The following is a 17,677-nucleotide window of genomic DNA, read 5'->3' as shown; positions in this document are numbered from 1 at the left end:
AAGGTTTAGCAAGGTGCTGCAGGTTTTGCCGTAACCAAAGGTTAGCTGGAAGAATATTATGCTGAAATATGCGCTGCTGTCTTTATTGTTTACCTCCATGAGTGCCATGGCTCGCATCGATTTATGGTCGGACGACTTCGAGCGGAGCAATCTGAACGGCGGTCCTCAGAAGTACACAGTAACGCCTATTGGTTCTCGTGGTGAGGCGGGCATTGGAACTTACATCGCAAACTCCGGTTCCCGCAGCATGTTTATTTGTTGCGATGAGGTTTACGTTACTTCAGATCCAATGGACCTGAGTGCTTCGAATTACGCAGAAGTTAATTTCTGGTTAAGAAGCGGTTCTGATAACTACAGTGAATGGCCTTCAAGCAGTGATGATCTCCGCCTGGATGTTTTGCTGGATAATGGCAGCTGGCAGGCTTTGCAGTTATGGGAAGGTGGCGGCTCGTCAGGAGGGGATACCTACAACGTTTATGCCAGAATTCCTGTTGCAGGCTTACACAGTAATTTCCGTTTTCGTTTTTACCAGGCTGACGGCTCAGGAAGCTCTTTTACCCGTCGGGACTTCTGGCATATTGATGATCTGAAAGTAACCGACTTTGAAGTCGGTACGACTCGTTACCCTCTTTTCTCCGATGATTTTGAGCGTAATCTCTTAATGACACCACCTCCGGGGGAGACTCTGCCCGATTGGTACGTCACTATTTTCGATGGAAATTTCACATCTCAAATCAGTAATCACACGGCAGAAACGGGCACTCGTAGTATGTACACCTGTTGCGGTGAGCGGACAACGACGACCCGAAGTATCGACCTGTCGGGCGAAACCTTTGTCGAAATGGAGTATTGGATTCGCTACGGCGATGATAACTTCAGTGGTACGGATGCAATCACGCCAGGGAATTACGACAGTGAAGACCCGTCAGCGGCTGAATTGTATGTGCAGATTTATTTACCTGATGGCACGTGGCGTACGATCGATTTCCATGATCCGTCGGCATCCAATTCTGGGGAAATTTATCGGTATGAGGCGCGGGTTCCTGATGATGCTTTACACAGTAATTTCAGGCTCAGATTTTATCAGGCAGACGGCACGACCTCTTTGTTTCGACGCTATGATTTTTATCATATTGATAATGTCTACGTAGGTACACGCGACGATACCTCATCGGCGGTTCATCACTTCCGCTTATCTTACAATTCGGCCGCCCTGACCTGTAATCCGCAGGACGTAACAATTCAGGTATGTGAGGACGCCTCCTGTTCGGGTCTTTATACAGACCCCGTCGATATCGTCTTATCCCCGACAGGGTGGGTTGGTGGAAATGCCGTCACGATAACGGGGGGGAGTGGCGTTGCTTCACTGGCCCGTACCACAGCTGGAACCGTTGATCTGGATGTCGTTTCTTCAATCCCGTTGATGACAGGCTCCAATAATCGTTGCTCTATTGATGGCGGCCCCTATACGCCGTCTTGTTCTCTGACCTTTGCTGACTCGGGTTTTCTGGTCGACGTACCGGATATTATTGCGGGTAAGGGCACGGCTGCAGCGACGATACAGGCAGTACGTAAAAGTGATAACGCACCACAATGCGTACCTGCCTTTGCCAACGTCACTAAAAATGTGGACTTCTGGACCAGCTACGATATTCCGGCCTCGGGCTCGATGGTGACAAGTATGGGCGGCGTAGCGATATCAGGAAATAATCTATTGCCGACAACGCTGTCGCTGAATTTCGATAGTAATGGTGAGGCGGTATTGCCTTCATTGAATTATTACGATGCCGGCCAGAAGTCACTCTACGCCCGCTACGTAGGCACGGGTGCTGATCTCGGTCTGATTATGGAAGGAAGCGACCCTTATATTGCACGCCCAGCCGGGTTGTGCGTGGATACGGGCAGTAGTTGCACATCAGGGGCAGCAACGTGTGGAGTCTTTGGCACCGCGGGAGCTCCTTTCCCCGTTAGTATCACTGCGGTTGCATGGGAGTCAGATTCAGATAGTGATTTCTGTAGCGACAACAGCGGGACGCCAAATTACAACTCCGGTGGCAATATTACGCTGAGTTCCAACCTCTTGGCGCCTATTCCAGGTAACCCCGGTGTTACAGAACCGACGGAGTATAATCATTTATCGTCTAATGGAACTGGCGGCGAGAATGTCGTTTCGATGACGCAAAGTGAGGTGGGCGTTTTCACCTTCAGTGCGACTCCACCTCTTTACCTGGGCGCGGCCTTAGGGTCGACATCAAGCACAACACCAGTGACTTATACCAGTCAGCCAACCGGCCGCTTCATACCCGATCACTTCGAAGTCTCGGCCAGTGATGTCGGTGAGTTTTCTCCTGCCTGTCCGACGGGAAATACCTATACCGGTCAGTTATTCGACTGGTTAATTGCTCCTACAATCGCTATTACTGCGTTTAATGGGGCGAGCCCTAAGGCAGTGACTGAGAATTATACTCACGACGATTTCCGTCGCCTGGCAGCGGCAAACGTCGCAGATAATATTACCTATCCCACAGAGGACAACGCGACGGATGGTAACGATGGCAGCCGGATGCAGCTCTCTGGAGTGCCTGACACACAGTTTAATGACGGATCAATAAGTGTCTCGGGAGCAGGGCAAATGGAATATGTATTCTCGGCAGCGGATAGCCTCGCCTATTTGCGCAACAGCGCTGCTGAAATAAATACATTCAGTCCTGACCTGGTCTTTGAAATTGGCTCGGCTATCTCTGATGGTGAGGCGAATGTAAACAACACGGTCAACTTCACACCCGATGGAAGCTCTGTTGATGTCCGCTTCGGCAGGATGATAGTTGAAGACAGTTACGGCCCTGAAAACAGTAATCTGACGTTGCCCATGTCTATGGAATATTTCGCTGATGGTGAATACGTCCTTAATACCTTTGATTCATGTTCGACCTGGAACAGCGCTAACGCCAGTGTGGATAGCTTAAGCTCGATCCTGCCGGGGTCAGGGGCAGTGTCTTCGGGCACGACGGGTAGCAATGGTCTGGAATTAGCAGCGCCCACCACGGTAGCAGGGACTCCTGACACAGGTGATGCCACCGTGACCTACGATGCACCCTTCTGGCTGGAGGGTGATTTTAATGGTGATGGCAACTTCAACAACGATCCATCCGCAACGTCGACTTTCAGCGTTTATCGTGGTCACGAGCGGGTTATCTACAAAAAAGAGTTGAGATAAATGCGCCTACGTAAAAAACAGGTTCGCGTGCGGCCCAGAGTCTGGGCCATTTCAGCACTGTTTTATCTGTGCGCTTCAACTGTGGCTGCCCTTCCGGTGCTGTTTAATTTGCTCAACAGTGCCGTTGTCGGTGTAGACTGGATTGCCAGTAATACTTCCCGGGTGGTGATTAATTCACTGGGCGAACTCAATCTTCGTAACGGTTATGTCGAAGTCGAGTCACGGGCATTTGATTTCTCTGAAGCAGACTCTGTTGATATAAGTTTCGATGTCTACGTGCCATTCAGCCTCGGATTTGGACTTATCGGTAGGGCACCTAACCCGGGAGAAGACTTAGTTGTTCAGTACCGGCGCAGTAACGGCGGCTGGCAGACTCTGACGACCTTTGTTGCAGACTATGGCTTTCTTGGGTTGCTCTCGATAGGAGATAGCTATTCCTATTCCGCCTCGTTGCCTGCAGATGCTTACCACGATAATTTTCAGTTACGTTATGTCATGACCGGCGGAGGGATCAGTTTCTTCGATCTTCTCGGTGATAACTGGTATGTCAGTGATATTGAGATCACTGCGGATCTGCCACCGGCTGGCCCGGATCATTTCCGGTTATCCTATGAGTCTGACGCTTTAACCTGCAAGCCCCAGACGGTTGATATTCTGGCATGCGCAGACAGCACTTGCTCCAGTCTGTACACCGACGATGTGAATATAACCTTGTTGCCAGCGGGGTGGGTCGGCGGCAATACGCGAACTCTGTCGGGCGGTAGCGGTAGCTTTGAGCTTAGCCAGACTGTCCCTGGTACAGCGATTGTTGGAGTGTCATCATCTTCGCCCGCAAAAGTCGGGGGCAGTAATCTCTGCTCGGTGGACGGCGGCAGCGTATCTGTGACGTGTAACCTGGCGTTTGCCGATGCGGGTTTTGTAGTCAGTGTTCCTGATTTTATATCCGCGAAAGGACCCGCTTCGGCGACTATACAGGCAGTCAGAAAGAGTGATAACTCACCTGAGTGTGTGCCGGCTTTCGCAAACGTATCGAAGGATGTGGATTTATATTCCCGTTACGACGCGCCTGCTTCTGGCAGTAAAGCTGTGCAAGTCGCAGGCGTTGATGTGTCCACTTCACCTGTAAGCCCAACAAGCCTCTCTCTTGCCTTTGATGCTTCCGGCACCGCCTCGCTGACGTCCTTTAACTACGACGACGCCGGGCAGAAAACACTGTTTGCCAGTTATACCGGAAGTGGTGCTGATGCTGGACTGATCCTGAATGGACAAACCAGCTTTGTAGCGCGCCCAGCGGGGCTGTGTATTGATCCAGCTAATGTCTGTAACGAGCCTTATGAAGACTGCCCAGTGTTTGCGCTCGCAGGTGCGGCATTCCCGGTTAATATTCGTGCGGTCGCCTGGGAAGCAGATAGCGACAGTGATTTCTGTTTGGATAACATCACGACACCAAATTACAGCTCAGGATCGCCGATTACTTTGTCTTCAACCGTTGTCGCACCAGCCGCCGGACAAAATGGCACACTGGAACCCGCTGAATATATTCACCCAGCGAGCGTCAGCGGCGTTTCTAGTATTAATCTTACGCAAGGAGAAAGCGGTGTATTTACTCTAAATGCAACGCCGCCTTTGTATTTTGGCGCAGCGCTCGGCACCTTGTCTGATACCAATTTAGCCACCTTCTCAAGTGCGCCGCTGGGGCGGTTTGTTCCCGCGTATTTTGAGGTGAGTGTGGCAGACTCTGGCGTATTTTCTGGCGCTTGTAGTACTGGAAATAGCTACACCGGGCAATCTTTCTCATGGCTGGTGGCACCGGCAATCATTGTTTCTGCCTACAACGCATCAGCCGATGCTGAGATTACTCAGAATTATACTGACACTGCTTTTATGCGTTTATCGGCCGGTGACGTATTTAACGGAGTTTCATTCCCGTTAGTCGACCAGAGTGTTGTGGGCAACGATGGCCTGGCGCTCTCTTTGGCTGGTTCTCCTACTACTGATTATCAGGCTGGCTCATTAACGGTAAGTAGCCCTGGGGTGATGGAGTATGTCTTTTCACCACTAGATAACATCGCCTATGTGCGTGATTTAAATGCTGAAATAAATCCTTTTTCTCCGGAGCTGCAATTTACGCTTACCGGTGTTACCGACGGCGAGGTAACCCAGTCTGCCAGTGTCGACTTTACACCTGATGGTAGTGGGGTGAGTGTGCGCTTTGGCCGTATGCGTTTACAGGATACCTTTGGTGCCGAAACCCACGATCTGACCGCAAGGCTGATCACAGAATATTTCCAGGGCGGCAGGTATGTACAGAATACTGACGATGACTGTACCGTCTGGGACAGTGCCAATGCTTCTGTCGATGGTATCAGTCAGATTACGGCCACCTCAGGTCAGTTAACCGGGGGGAGCAGTGGTAATGCGGGAATTACCTTGCTCGCCCCAACACTGGTACCCGGCACACCGGATACAGGTGATGCGTCTCTGAGCTACACTGCCCCGCAGTGGTTACGAGGCGATTACGATGGAGATGGTAGTTTTGAATCGCCCTCATCAACCGTCAGCTTCGGTGTCTTCCGTGGGCATGAACGCATTTTATATCGCAGGGAAGTCCGGGAGTAATAGGCTCCCGGTTGTTTTGTCGCGGTCAGCTGAAATAGTCAGTCATCGCCATGATCATCGTCATGATGATCTTCGGTGTCCATCTGCAGCTCTTTGATCTTTCTTGTCAGGGTGTTCCGGCCCCATCCCAGCAGGTTTGCGGCATCGCGACGACGACCCGCGGTATGCTTAAGTGCGGTCTCAATCATAATACGTTCAAAGATAGGAACTGCGGTATCAAGCAGATCCGTCATGCCCGAGGCCAGCTGTTGATCAGCCCAGAAACGCAGATTCTGTTCCCAGTTACCTGAGGTCTGAATATCACTTTTCTGTTCCAGAAGCTCAGGTGGCAGATCTTTTACCAGCACTTCGCGACCAGATGCCATCACAGTGATCCAGCGACAGGTATTCTCGAGTTGGCGGACGTTACCCGGCCAGTCCAGGGTAGACAAAAACTCTTCGGTTTCTGGTCGCAGCGACTTAGTCTCTACTTCAAGCTCTTCGGCTGCGCGTTGCAGGAAGTGCGTCAGAAGTTTCGGAATATCTTCACGACGATCGGCGAGACGAGGCAGGTGGATACGGATAACGTTAAGACGATGGAATAAATCTTCGCGGAATTTCCCGTCTTTTACCAAACCTTCAAGGTCCTGGTGCGTTGCAGCAATAATGCGCACATTCACCTTGACCGGTGTCGTACCACCTACGCGGTAAAACTCACCATCAGCCAGTACACGAAGCAGTCGTGTCTGGGTGTCAGCCGGCATATCACCGATTTCGTCGAGGAATAAGGTGCCACCGTTAGCTTGTTCAAAACGTCCACGACGTTGGCCGCCAGCGCCGGTGAAAGAGCCTTTTTCATGGCCAAAAAGCTCTGATTCAATCAGATCTTTGGGAATTGCAGCCATGTTCAGAGCAATGAAAGGCTCAGGAGCACGAGGGCTATGCTTATGAAGTGCATGAGCGACGAGTTCTTTACCCGTGCCTGATTCACCGTTAATTAAAACAGTAATATTCGATTGCGAGAGACGACCAATGGCGCGGAAAACTTCCTGCATTGCGGGCGCTTCACCGATGATCTCCTGCGTTGGCATCTCAGGTTCAACCGATGGTGCCTGTGCTGAAATTTCAGAGAAGTGATCTATGGCACGTTGAATCAGGCTGACCGCTTCGTCGACATCGAAAGGCTTTGGCAGATATTCGAAGGCACCACTCTGGTACGAGCTGACCGCGCTCTCAAGGTCAGAGTGCGCTGTCATAATGATGACTGGTAAATCAGGATGTGCCTCGTTTGCGTGCTTCAACAGCGTGAGACCATCCATACCCGGCATGCGGATATCCGTAATAATGGCGCTGGGATGCTCTTTTTTCAGTTGATTGAGTGCAGGTTCAGCCTGCTCAAATACTTTGGTATCAATCCCCGCCTGTTGCAGTGCTTTTTCTAAAACCCAGCGGATGGATTTATCGTCATCAATGATCCAGACAGTGCTCATAGTGGTTCCAAAGGCAGATAAATTGAGAATGTGGTGCGTCCGGGCTCGGATTCAAATTCAATGATGCCGTCGCACTGATTAATAATTGATTGTGAGATTGAAAGGCCAAGACCTGTTCCTTCCGGGCGACCCGTGACCATAGGGTAGAAGAGGCTTTCCTGAATCTCTTCGGGGATGCCCGGGCCGTTATCGGTTATATCGACACGTACAACCAGTCGGTGACGATGATGGCCAATCGTAAACTGGCGCATCGATCGGGTTTTCATTGTTAGTGATGGTGGTCGCTCCGGGTTTGGATTTTCCATCATCGCCTGCATCGCGTTGCGGCAGATATTCAGCAGGGCCTGAACCATCTGACCGCGATCCGCTTCCATTTCAGGAATAGACGGGTCGTAATCACGGACGACTTCAATCTGATGTTCAGATTCAACGTCGACGAGCTGGCATACCCTCTCAAGAACTTCGTGAATATTAATTTGTTCGGTCTGAGGCAGAGTACGGGGGCCGAGCATCCGGTCCACGAGGTCACGAAGACGGTCTGCCTCTTCGATAATAATATTGGTGTACTCGGCCAGATCGGCCGTTGGTAATTCACGCTCAAGTAGCTGGGCTGCGCCGCGAATCCCACCGAGTGGGTTCTTAATCTCGTGGGCCAGGCCGCGCACCAGGTTACGTGTTGTTTCCTGCTTGGCGATCAGTTGCTCTTCGCGGCTGATGCGCATCAGGCGGTCACGCCCTTGCAGTTCAACCAGCAGGCAGGGCAGTCGCGTTTCAGGGTGTGATAACGGACTTACGCTATAGTCCAGAGTCGCCTGCTGTTGGTTATGAAGCTCAATCGTCGCTTCACGTTTGGTGTAAGAGTGCCCATTGATCAGAGCATCACGAAAGGCCTGTGTCGCTTCATCAGACTCTCTGGCGAGCATGGTGAATTCAACGCCTCTTCCACGCTGGCCACTGACTTCAAGCAGGGCTTCGGCAGCGGGGTTCATGAAAATAATACTCAGATCAGCGTCCAGCAGAACAACCCCGGTATTCAGGTGTTCCATCAGGCGTTGATTGAGGTGTGGGCTGGCGAGCATAGCTATCTCCGTTTGCACTCAGTTCAGCAATAATTGAGCCAGAAGTGAGTTTTGCACATAAATGGCGCGGAGTCGCTTCTGATGTGCTGCGTGAGTGTTCAAATGAAGAAAAACAGCCCCTTGATTGCACCAAATGTGGGCGCGCAATGGTTTGTGTGAGTTGTTTTGGTGCCCTGTTTCAGTGCTCTGGACCGTATAGAAGGCTTTTTAGCCTTCATCTGATTTTGGCCTGGCTCTGAAAGTAGCCCTTGATGGGTGAGGTTTAACGAGCCAGGGAAGACGCCCGTTTCACATGAAGAGTAATCGACTGGCTGCTGATGCGCACGTCGCCGTCAGGACCTCTGACTTCCATATGCAGTCGATGTTCGCCGCGGTCCAGATTATCGAGCTGGAAGCTTGTCTGGCTACCGCGGGCAATCTCAATGCCGCCGTCCATCAGTACGATCGTATCTTTCTTTTGCAGCGCTGGTGTCAGAACGCCCGAAATGCGGACATCGCCATTCACTCCAATGGGCAGGGTAGTGCCGTCAGCCGGAGAGATAATACTCAGGCTGGTGTACACCGGCGTGACGGGCTCATCGCTTGATTCTTCAGAAGGGCGCTCGGGCTTAGGAACATTAAACGCCGGCATGGATGGAAGTTCCTGAACCACATGGGTCTCTGAACCTGCACTCTTGCGATCGCTGAATACCGGGTTGCCGTCAGCATCCCTTGTGATGTACACCTTTGTCTGAGCAACTGCGGGCAGCGCACAGGTGACCGTAACAGCCGCAGTAGCCAGAAGCGTGATGAAGGTGGTCATTGAGTGTCGCATATCCATATCTCCGGAGTGCTTTGGGCACGTATTTGAACTGAGTATAGAACGCGCTATCCTGCGCCGGCAAACTGCAGCGGTATTTCAGTGGGAGTTTTCAATGATTGGCTTGATACAAAGGGTGTCTGAGGCGAGTGTTCGTGTCGACGGCGAGGTGATTGGCAGTGCCGGGCGCGGTTTACTGGTATTGCTTGGGGTTCAGAAGGAAGACGACAAAGAGAAGGCTGACCGCCTGTTAGATAAAATCCTGCGCTACCGGGTCTTCCCGGATGATGAGGGGCGCATGAACCGTAGCATCAGCGATATTGATGGTGATCTTCTGGTTGTTTCTCAGTTTACTCTGGCGGCAGATACCCGAAAGGGCACACGCCCCGGATTTTCGGGGGCGGCGGCACCGGACGACGCCAGCGCCTTGTATGAGTACTTCTGCAGCCGTGCCAGTGAGAAGGTAACTACGGGGACCGGACGGTTTGGCGCCGATATGAAGGTCTCTCTGGTAAATGATGGCCCTGTCACCTTCTGGTTGGAAGTCTGAGGTCCGGCCTCACGCTTATTGATATTGATCAAGTATCATTACACCGGTCATCTGCTATGCTTCGCGGCTATTCTGCCGCCACGTATGCAGACTGGCCCCATTTAAAATAACCAAATACTGAAGGAAATCCGTCATGTACATGGCTCTGAAGCACTCTCATATTGGATTTGTCTACTTATCATTTATTCTCTTCGTCGTCCGCTTTGTGCTGGCTAATTACAAGCCACTGCTGAACAGCAATAAAGCCTTGAACATTGCTACGCATGGCATCAATGCTCTGCTCCTGATTACCGCCGGTGCGCTTTGCGTAACCCTCAGCCAATATCCGTTCGAAGCAGCATGGGTAACCGCCAAATTACTTGGTCTGATCGCTTACGTTGTGCTGGGTGTGATCGCAATTAAGAAAGTAAATGTGAAAGCGTTTGTTCTGGCGCTGGTGGTATTTGTTTATATTTTTGGCGTGGCAAAAGCACACAGTGCGCTTTCGTGGGTGGGTATTCTTATCGCCTGATCTGCGATTATCCTCGCAATAAAAAAGGCAGCCGTGGCTGCCTTTTTTGTCACTGTTCCAGATATCAGACAGTGAAGTTCGATACGCTCTTACGCATATCCGATGTGTTCTGTTCCAGCGTATTCACCGAGTCGACCAGCTGGCGCGTGCTTGCCTGGTTTTCCTGGCTCATGTGTCTGGCTTCAGTCAGGTTCTGGTTGATGTTATTGATCACAGACGTCTGCTCCTCAATGGCCGAGGCTACCTGCAGTACCTGATCTTTAATACGCACCAGTGCGCCCGATACTTCACCAATGTTCGATTCTGAAGCTCTCGCAGTTTCAACAGAGCGCTCAGCGGTCTCTTCGCCGCCCTGCATACTGTTGACTGCGCGGTTCACACCGCTCTGAAGTTTATCGATCATGCTGTTGATGTCTTCAGTCGCCTGCTGGGTCTTGCTGGCCAGACTCCGGACTTCATCAGCAACCACCGCAAAACCACGACCTTGCTCACCCGCGCGGGCTGCCTCAATAGCAGCGTTGAGAGCCAGCAAGTTCGTTTGTTCAGCAATGCCTTTAATGACATCAAGCAGTGAGGCGATCCCTGTGGTTTCCTGTTCCAGTTCGCGGATAACGCCGGCGGATTCACTGACGCTGCTGGCGAGGGCGGCAATATCAGTAACCGCACTGCGGAATTGTTCGGCGATTTCACGGACGTGTTTCTCAGCGTTGGTCGCTTCTTCGGCGACACGGGTCGATGACTGGCTGACCTCGCCAATGGCTTGTTCCATTTCACGGTTAGCGTGAGTCACATGTTCAAGCTCAGCAACAAACTGAGCCGTGGTTTCCTGACTTTTCTGAGCACCTTGTTCGAGCTGCTCTGTGGTTCCGCGTACCTGGGTCGATACTGTCTGCACGTTGGTGACCAGGCTTTGCATTCCCTCAAGGAATTTATTGAAGGTCTTCGCCATTTCACCAATTTCGTCGTTACTTTCAACCGTGAGCCGACGGGTCAGATCGCCTTCGCCTCGGGCAAGCTTATCCAGCGCTGAGGTGGTTCGTTTTATTGGACGAGTGAGTAGTGGCGGCAGGAATACGATAACAGCAACGATAATCGCGACCGAGAGAAGCGTGAGAATCAGTAGGTTCCGGCGAGCGGCCTCATTCAAGGATACGCCTTCAGCATGCAGTGACGCCGCAGATTCAGCCAGGTTTTCACCAACGGTATCCAGAATATCACGGGTGGCCTCAAATTCTTTTTCCAGCGCGCCTGTACTGAGTGCCTCTGCCTGTTCATACGAAATTCGCCCCGAGGTAACGTCCTCTACCATTTTTTCTGATTTAGGACGCCACTTCGCGAAGGCGGCAAGAAACGCTTCGGCCTGAACCCGCGTTTTGTCATTCACTTGCATGTCGATGACAGCATTGAGGCGATCATAGACCTGGTCCAGGTTCTCTTTATGAGACGCCTTGAGGCCTTCGTAGTTTCCGCCTAATGCCAGAGTGCGCTCGGCGATCTGAGCCTGATACAGGTCGCGGTCAGCGTTAAGTACCTTATCCAGAGCTGGGGTATAGGTACCGTTAATCAGCTCAGATGTGGTGGTTACTCCGCTCAGAGTATTTAGTTGCAGCACACTGAGGATGACCAGAAGAACCCCAATGACGGCCAGAGGTATACGTAACTTCAGTGTGAGGCTCAGATCGCGCCAATTCATACGTTTCTCCACGAAACAGGGACTATCCATTGAGGATAGTTCAAGTCGGGCCAGCCGCCAGAGAATTATGTAACCGGCTTACCCGCTGAGTGCCGTGTTCATGCGGGTAGGCTGAGAATGTCCCGGCTATTATTGACGCGGAACCAACCGGCAATGCTGTAACGATGATTCTTTGCGGGCAGCACTTCATGTGGAAATTCTTCAGACAGAAAAATCACCAGACGATTTAACACGGGCTGAACCCTGGTTATTAGCTGATCCTCAGCATCATAAATAGCGAGTTCACCGCCGTCCCCGGGTTGCCAGTTCTCGTTGAGATAAAACACAGTACTCAGTACACGGTTTGACTGCCCTTTGAACGCGTCGTAATGCTTTCTATAACCCGCGCCTGGTGGATAGTGAGCAAAGTGACTCTCGTACTCAAACAGCCCGAGCAGCAGCTCTCGATTAGCGTAGCCACGCAGATGCTCCATAGCCGTGAGCCAAGCTGTTTCTGACGCTTCGGATCTGTCCAGCCAGTGAATCGAATCCTGACGGATGCTGCGCGCAATTGTGTGATCGTCACGCCGTCCGATGCCTGCCTGCTTGAGGTCCCCGATTCTCTTTATCTCAGCAACCCGTTGCTGCAATGCGTTTGCAAGTGCAGCGGGGAGGGCGTCGTCGATGACAACATAACCATCGCTGCGAAGTGCATCCATGATGGTGTTCAGCAGAGGAAGGCAACGAGCAGGCACAGCACTGTTAATAACGGCGTTCACGGGCGGGTATCCAAATAAGCGAGGCGCGTTTATACCCGCCGGAAATCACGGCGTACAACGAGAAAACTTTGTCGTAACGATCAGTGAGTCAGCTACTGAAAAGCGTATAGGCCGCCAGACTGAGGAATACGACAGCAGTGAGGCGACGCGCCAGGTCTAACGGTAATCGGTCCATTAACCACTGCCCCCAGATTACTACTGGTGCATTCGCGATTAACATGCCCAGCGTGGTGCCCGCGGTAACCCAGAAAAAACTTTGAAATTCAGCGGCGAGAATCACCGTAGCTATCTGAGTTTTATCCCCGACTTCGGCAATAAAGAACAGCAGCGTGGTGGCGATAAAGGCACCGTATTTAGCGAAGTTATCGTCGTCGTCATCTTCTTTATCCGGAATCAGCACCCACAGTGCCATCAAAGCAAAGGATCCGGCCAGAACATAGTTGGCGACTCTACCTGACAGCCAGCTGTCCATATTTTCGCCAAGCCAGATACCTCCCCAACTAGAGAGCCCATGATTCAGCAGTGTGGCAAGGAGAATGCCGCCAATGATCGCCCACTTGTTGCGAAAACGGGCTACGAGTAGCAGGGACAATAGCTGGGTCTTATCGCCGACTTCAGCGATGGCAACAGCGACGGTAGAGGCAAGAAATGGCGAGGCGCTAAAGGTTGTAATATCAAACATAAAAAATTTTCCGGGCGATGATGAGCACAAGATAACGCCACAGCATCGCCCAGCGACTGTGTCGTTATCTCAGGTCTCATCAATCCCGATGACGGGACGTCTGCACCATGAGCTTGAGGCTCAATTATGTTGATACAGACACCAGAATCAGCAGCCAGAATGGCCGTGACGGCAGATTACTCCCCTAAGAGAGCGCTCATAGTAACATTTTCTTATCTGCACGATAAATAAATCTCGTTTTACCTCGAACGGCACAGGTGCAACTATCTGCGCACCTTAACCATACCAACCAGTACCTACAGAGGCGGACTGCCGTGTTATCTCAATCATTTCGTGATCTTCTGACCATCCTTGCGCGTGCGCCGTCTGTGGTAGGGGCAGAGCATTCGTTTTTCCGGGTATTGCAGCGAGCGCTGGAAGAACGCGGAGCAGACGTTAAATGGTACGAAGGCGTATTGGTGGCGCAGGGTAAGCGCCCGCATTCACTGATGCTGTCGGCCCACATCGACCGTCATGGCCTGATCTGTACCGGCCCGAACGAGTTTCAGTACGCGGCCTTTGTGTCAGGCGGTCGCTCTGACCTGCTGGGTAATTCTGTTTCTGAAGAACTGATGCAGCTGATTGTTGATCGCATGGGTGACGAGAAGGTCTATGCCTACGAGCCCTGGTCGGGCATGTACCGCGGCCGGGGCAGCATTCGCCAGACGTACGTGTGTCCGCACCGCAATAACCTGATCTTCGAACTTGAAGGTCTGGAGCATGTGGTTGCTGGTACGCCGGTCGCGTTCCAGGATGACCTGCGCATTACCGATGACAGTGTGACTGGGCAGATGGATAACGTCCTTACGGCGGCCATTCTGGTGTACCTGTTTGAACTGGGATTTGAAGGCACCGCCTTCTTTACCGCGCAGGAAGAGGCCGGTCGTAGCTGGCGATATCTGTTGGAATGGTTCCGTCGCTTTGGTGGTTCAACCAACCAGCTGGTGGTGGTCGACACCAGCCCGTTTCCGGATGTGCCCACTGCGCGTGAGCACACACTGACGCTGCGTCACCGGGATGCTAACGCGCCCTTCAATGAAGAGCTGACTCAGCAACTTGCCGACACCTGTGAGCGCATGGGTATCAGCTACCAGTTTAAAGACAGCTACATTCAGGCGCAGAACGCAGCACTGGAAGCGCAGGGCGAATCGCCGAAGTCTCTGGGTTCGACAGAAATGGGCCGCATTATTTCGGCATCTGGCGGCCTGGTAGACGGTACGACTCTGCAGATACCAACAACCGGGTATCACACCATGGATGAGAGCGCGTCTGTGGTAGCCTGTGAGGCCTTTATTGATGTGCTGTGTGATCTGGCTGGCATCCAGCCTGACGAGTGATACCGAATGACAGTAGGTACCTGTGAGAGACTATGAGTAAATTACCAACGCCTGATCTTAACGATCAGGCAGATAATTGCCTGCTGATTGCCCGGGGTGATGAAGTATCGCCGCACTGGCTGGTGTACGAAGTGCATCGGGATTTTCTGTCGGCGCCGCGCACCTTTGCGGTGTTCCGGTTATGGTCGGAGTACGACTTTGACTGGCTGGGCGATGAGTTTACCGAAGGTCTGACCTGCCTGAGCAGCTCAGATCAGCATTGGCGTATCAGCCTTCCGCGACTGCGTTTCGAATGCTGGGGGGAGCTGGAGTTTGTGCAGACCTGTTATGGCGCGGCCTCTGCGTCGGAAGCGTTAGTACGGGCGTTGACTCCGGATTAATCTTCTTCCTGCGGGTCGTTTTCCGGCTTGTCTTCTTCGACTTTATTTTCTTCGGTTTTGTTTTCTTCGTAGGCAGCATCGGTGGCCTGAAGGTCATCGATGCGCTCGCGCAGTTCCTCAATCTGGCCGGCAGGGCGGATGATATGAAATCCGTAATGCGTCTTCACCGGGCCAATCCATGGGCTGCTGCCATCGTATTCCTGCATGGCCTGAATCATTTCTTCCGGGAGATCATCCACATCGTGATTTCCGGCAAACCCCTTGTTTGAACCCGATGGGCACGCCGAATGCTCAGCGGCCAGATCTTCAAAGCGAGCGCCCAGTGTCAGCTCTTTCAGAATGTCGTCGGCCAGCAACGGGCTTTTAAGAAGAATATGGTTCAGCGGAATGATGGTCACTGGAAGCCTCCGGAATTTAAATCGTTGGCTTCCAGTATAGACGTTATCTGAATAACGTTAGCGAGGCAGGCTGCTTTGTATAAGCCCGGCTATTTCAGTCGTTTTATTTCGGTAGCCGATGCAGAGCCAGTAGTTGCCCAGAAATAATCGACAGAATACAGAAGCTCAGAAACCACCAGAAACCATCGAGCAGCGTCGCCTGCATTTCAGCGGTCGCTTTAGCGGTTAAAAATGCCACCAGAATACCGACCACAAACACATCGACCATCGACCACTTGCTGATCGCGGCGACAATGCGCCAGCGCAGATCGCTGGGCCACAGCCAGGTGAACAGAATAGTCAGGCCTTTCAGTACCGGGATAACCACACTGAAAGTCACAATCAGAAACGCCACCAGAGCATAACCCTGTTCATTCAGAGACGTCACTGTCTCCCAGATGGAACGGGTTTCGTTGAACAGTTCTGCCTTGAGGCCAAACATATTCACGCTGGCCTTAATCGTCATGATGGGCTCGGTAACCCCAGGCCAGAGCACCACATAGCTGGCAATGGCAAGCAGCAGGCCCAAGCGCTGTGCCCAGGTCGCTTGTTGCAGGCTATTGACCAGACGGTTCATGCCTTCGCCTTCAGCGGAAACTGATCGAAGGTGATGTTATCGGTGCCTTCGCGCAGAACGCGACGCAGGTTGTGGTGGTTATCCACGTCAGGCGTGGCCAGCACATCACGGTAGTGTTCGCCGAACAGGCGCAGAGTGGTTTCTTTATCGAGTTCCAGCAACTGGCTCAGAGCAAAAACCTTAGCGCTGCCCTGATTCTGGTCTGCGCTGTTGATTACGCCACCGTTATTAAACGCCGTCGGCGTGAAATCGTACCAGCCTTCGATAAACGCCAGTGTCGACGCAAACATATGCTCATCGGTGGTCAGAGAATCAAGAAATTCAGACTTGGCTTTGGCGAAATCGGTCATGAGCGTCCTCAAAATATAGGCTTATAAAAGTAAGAATAAATACGAATTTACGAGAGGCGACAAATTATCAGAAATGCCGCAGGGCTGCTATGTCTGAACAGGCTAGTGTATGGGCACTCGTCGGGCGTGAGTAAAGCGCTTCTTCCAGTAATCGGAGGTCAGATACGAGACCATAACCCCGCGACTGCTCGACACATGCAGAAACTTATCCTGCTCAATGTAGATGCCGACATGTCGGGAGTTCACGCCCGTATCAAAAAATACCAGATCCCCGGAGCGCAACGAGTGTCGCGAGACCGGAACACCCTGGTTGGATTGTTGGCGTGTGCTGCGCGGCAGTTGGATATTAAATTCATCACGAAACGTCACGTACACCAGCCCTGAGCAATCAATCCCACGCTCTGATAAACCACCAAGGCGATGGGGCGTACCCTGCCATTGCTGGTATTCATCGTAGAGACGAGAGCGCACATCCGGATTATTGAACTGTGCGCTGCTTTGATTGCCCGGGCCAGGGAGTGCCTGAAAACCCGAGCAGCCTGCCAGTATTGTCGAGGCCAACAGCGCAGAGGCCATTAGCAGGCTTCTATAGAGTCTGGCACTCACGGATTAACGGCCGTACATACCCGTGATCGAGGTTTTCTCGATGGTGTTGGCGTTCACCATGTAGCCGATCAGAGCGGCGCTGGCGTCTTTGGGCAGGTCCAGCTTCTCAACAGACAGGGCGTGAACGGTGAAGATGTAGCGATGAGGGTCATCACCCACGGGCGGACATGCGCCACCGAAACCGTAAGTGCCAAAATCTGAGCGACCATGCACGGCGCCATCAGGCAGGTTTTCACCACCGGTCACGCCCGCATTGGTTGGCAGAGTCGTAACATCCGCCGGGATGTTATAAACAATCCAGTGCCACCAACCCGAGCCCGTCGGTGCATCCGGGTCATACACATTCACAACATAACTTTTGGTGCCCTCAGGGCCTGCGGTCCAGCTCAGGTCGGGAGAGATATTTTCCCCTTCACAGCCAAAGCCTTTAAACACCTGAGTATTCGCCAGGGTGCTGCCGTCGGCAAAGGTGTCACTTGAAACAGCAAAATCGTCAGCCAGAGCAGTACCTGACATCAGTGCCAGAGTGGTGCCCAGAAGGGTTGCGGTGCGACGCATAAAAGTCTCCTGTTGA

Annotated in this window: 17 protein-coding genes and 1 riboswitch; of the genes, 6 read left to right on the top strand and 11 right to left on the bottom strand. The window is 52.2% G+C overall.

Annotation, left to right across the window (positions count from 1 at the left end; genetic code table 11):
* The first annotated feature begins 58 nt into the window (after nt 1–58).
* Nucleotides 59–3,217, top strand: a complete 3,159-nt coding sequence (locus B3007_RS06935) for a DUF6701 domain-containing protein (RefSeq protein WP_301378192.1) — start codon at nt 59–61, stop codon at nt 3,215–3,217.
* Nucleotides 3,218–5,836 (top strand): DUF6701 domain-containing protein, encoded by a 2,619-nt coding sequence (locus tag B3007_RS06930; protein WP_301378193.1) that lies wholly within the window; start codon nt 3,218–3,220, stop codon nt 5,834–5,836.
* Between the two features lie 38 nt (nt 5,837–5,874).
* Here the strand turns inward: B3007_RS06930 and glnG are convergent, their stop codons facing one another.
* From glnG to B3007_RS06915, 3 genes are all read right to left on the bottom strand, one after another.
* The gene (gene glnG / locus B3007_RS06925) at nt 5,875–7,305 is read right to left on the bottom strand and encodes a nitrogen regulation protein NR(I) (protein ID WP_068439358.1); all 1,431 of its coding nucleotides are present in this window, start codon (nt 7,303–7,305) and stop codon (nt 5,875–5,877) included.
* Nucleotides 7,302–8,384, bottom strand: coding sequence for a nitrogen regulation protein NR(II) (gene glnL, locus B3007_RS06920; protein ID WP_301378194.1), 1,083 nt, complete (start codon nt 8,382–8,384; stop codon nt 7,302–7,304). Before glnL ends, glnG begins: the two co-directional genes overlap by 4 nt.
* 262 nt (nt 8,385–8,646) lie before the next feature.
* Nucleotides 8,647–9,198: a DUF4124 domain-containing protein gene (locus tag B3007_RS06915; protein WP_301378195.1), complete on the bottom strand. Its 552-nt coding sequence runs from the start codon at nt 9,196–9,198 to the stop codon at nt 8,647–8,649.
* Between the two features lie 100 nt (nt 9,199–9,298).
* On the opposite strand from B3007_RS06915, the gene dtd reads away from it, so the two are divergent.
* Nucleotides 9,299–9,733 (top strand): D-aminoacyl-tRNA deacylase, encoded by a 435-nt coding sequence (dtd, locus tag B3007_RS06910; protein WP_068439365.1) that lies wholly within the window; start codon nt 9,299–9,301, stop codon nt 9,731–9,733.
* 139 nt (nt 9,734–9,872) lie between these two features.
* Entirely contained in the window at nt 9,873–10,244 is a 372-nt protein-coding gene (locus B3007_RS06905; protein ID WP_301390910.1) for a SirB2 family protein, read from the top strand.
* 64 nt (nt 10,245–10,308) lie between these two features.
* Here the strand turns inward: B3007_RS06905 and B3007_RS06900 are convergent, their stop codons facing one another.
* The 3 genes from B3007_RS06900 to B3007_RS06890 all read right to left on the bottom strand — a co-directional run bounded on the left by B3007_RS06900 (nt 10,309) and on the right by B3007_RS06890 (nt 13,377).
* Complete coding sequence (locus B3007_RS06900) at nt 10,309–11,937, bottom strand: methyl-accepting chemotaxis protein (RefSeq protein WP_301378197.1); 1,629 nt, start codon at nt 11,935–11,937, stop codon at nt 10,309–10,311.
* Between the two features lie 98 nt (nt 11,938–12,035).
* Nucleotides 12,036–12,695 (bottom strand): 2OG-Fe(II) oxygenase, encoded by a 660-nt coding sequence (locus B3007_RS06895; protein ID WP_301378198.1) that lies wholly within the window; start codon nt 12,693–12,695, stop codon nt 12,036–12,038.
* An 88-nt stretch (nt 12,696–12,783) separates the two neighbouring features.
* Nucleotides 12,784–13,377, bottom strand: a complete 594-nt coding sequence (locus tag B3007_RS06890) for a TMEM165/GDT1 family protein (protein ID WP_301378199.1) — start codon at nt 13,375–13,377, stop codon at nt 12,784–12,786.
* A gap of 81 nt (nt 13,378–13,458) precedes the next feature.
* Nucleotides 13,459–13,574, bottom strand: a riboswitch (yybP-ykoY riboswitch).
* Nucleotides 13,575–13,691: 117 nt separating this feature from the next.
* On the opposite strand from B3007_RS06890, the gene B3007_RS06885 reads away from it, so the two are divergent.
* Nucleotides 13,692–14,753, top strand: coding sequence for a peptidase M42 (locus B3007_RS06885; RefSeq protein ID WP_301378200.1), 1,062 nt, complete (start codon nt 13,692–13,694; stop codon nt 14,751–14,753).
* Between the two features lie 32 nt (nt 14,754–14,785).
* Complete coding sequence (locus B3007_RS06880; RefSeq protein ID WP_068439377.1) at nt 14,786–15,133, top strand: hypothetical protein; 348 nt, start codon at nt 14,786–14,788, stop codon at nt 15,131–15,133.
* Here the strand turns inward: B3007_RS06880 and B3007_RS06875 are convergent.
* The 5 genes from B3007_RS06875 to B3007_RS06855 all read right to left on the bottom strand — a co-directional run bounded on the left by B3007_RS06875 (nt 15,130) and on the right by B3007_RS06855 (nt 17,661).
* On the bottom strand, nt 15,130–15,531 hold the full coding sequence (locus B3007_RS06875; protein ID WP_068439379.1) for a peptidylprolyl isomerase: 402 nt from the start codon (nt 15,529–15,531) through the stop codon (nt 15,130–15,132). The two genes, B3007_RS06880 and B3007_RS06875, sit on opposite strands and share 4 nt — an antisense overlap.
* Nucleotides 15,532–15,634: 103 nt before the next feature.
* Entirely contained in the window at nt 15,635–16,147 is a 513-nt protein-coding gene (locus B3007_RS06870; protein WP_068439380.1) for a paraquat-inducible protein A, read from the bottom strand.
* The gene (locus B3007_RS06865; RefSeq protein ID WP_068439383.1) at nt 16,144–16,497 is read right to left on the bottom strand and encodes a HopJ type III effector protein; all 354 of its coding nucleotides are present in this window, start codon (nt 16,495–16,497) and stop codon (nt 16,144–16,146) included. Before B3007_RS06865 ends, B3007_RS06870 begins: the two co-directional genes overlap by 4 nt.
* Before the next feature lie 102 nt (nt 16,498–16,599).
* Nucleotides 16,600–17,073, bottom strand: coding sequence for an NlpC/P60 family protein (locus B3007_RS06860; RefSeq protein WP_068439385.1), 474 nt, complete (start codon nt 17,071–17,073; stop codon nt 16,600–16,602).
* Between the two features lie 33 nt (nt 17,074–17,106).
* Nucleotides 17,107–17,661, bottom strand: a complete 555-nt coding sequence (locus tag B3007_RS06855; protein WP_301378201.1) for a YbhB/YbcL family Raf kinase inhibitor-like protein — start codon at nt 17,659–17,661, stop codon at nt 17,107–17,109.
* Between the last annotated feature and the right edge of the window lie 16 nt (nt 17,662–17,677).

It is taken from the genome of Thalassolituus sp. UBA675 (genome assembly GCF_002297765.1).
Classification (GTDB): Bacteria; Pseudomonadota; Gammaproteobacteria; order Pseudomonadales; family Oceanobacteraceae; genus Thalassolituus.
The sequence above is the reverse complement of the archived record's forward strand: the minus strand, read 5'-3'. Positions and strand labels throughout refer to the sequence as shown.

Coding starts and splice junctions, on each gene's coding strand:
- B3007_RS06935 (WP_301378192.1), top strand. CDS start 59: ATGCTGAAATATGCGCTGCTGTCTTTATTGTTTACCTCCATGAGTGCC.
- B3007_RS06930 (WP_301378193.1), top strand. CDS start 3,218: ATGCGCCTACGTAAAAAACAGGTTCGCGTGCGGCCCAGAGTCTGGGCC.
- glnG (WP_068439358.1), bottom strand. CDS start 7,305: ATGAGCACTGTCTGGATCATTGATGACGATAAATCCATCCGCTGGGTT.
- glnL (WP_301378194.1), bottom strand. CDS start 8,384: ATGCTCGCCAGCCCACACCTCAATCAACGCCTGATGGAACACCTGAAT.
- B3007_RS06915 (WP_301378195.1), bottom strand. CDS start 9,198: ATGCGACACTCAATGACCACCTTCATCACGCTTCTGGCTACTGCGGCT.
- dtd (WP_068439365.1), top strand. CDS start 9,299: ATGATTGGCTTGATACAAAGGGTGTCTGAGGCGAGTGTTCGTGTCGAC.
- B3007_RS06905 (WP_301390910.1), top strand. CDS start 9,873: ATGGCTCTGAAGCACTCTCATATTGGATTTGTCTACTTATCATTTATT.
- B3007_RS06900 (WP_301378197.1), bottom strand. CDS start 11,937: ATGAATTGGCGCGATCTGAGCCTCACACTGAAGTTACGTATACCTCTG.
- B3007_RS06890 (WP_301378199.1), bottom strand. CDS start 13,377: ATGTTTGATATTACAACCTTTAGCGCCTCGCCATTTCTTGCCTCTACC.
- B3007_RS06880 (WP_068439377.1), top strand. CDS start 14,786: ATGAGTAAATTACCAACGCCTGATCTTAACGATCAGGCAGATAATTGC.
- B3007_RS06870 (WP_068439380.1), bottom strand. CDS start 16,147: ATGAACCGTCTGGTCAATAGCCTGCAACAAGCGACCTGGGCACAGCGC.
- B3007_RS06865 (WP_068439383.1), bottom strand. CDS start 16,497: ATGACCGATTTCGCCAAAGCCAAGTCTGAATTTCTTGATTCTCTGACC.
- B3007_RS06860 (WP_068439385.1), bottom strand. CDS start 17,073: ATGGCCTCTGCGCTGTTGGCCTCGACAATACTGGCAGGCTGCTCGGGT.
- B3007_RS06855 (WP_301378201.1), bottom strand. CDS start 17,661: ATGCGTCGCACCGCAACCCTTCTGGGCACCACTCTGGCACTGATGTCA.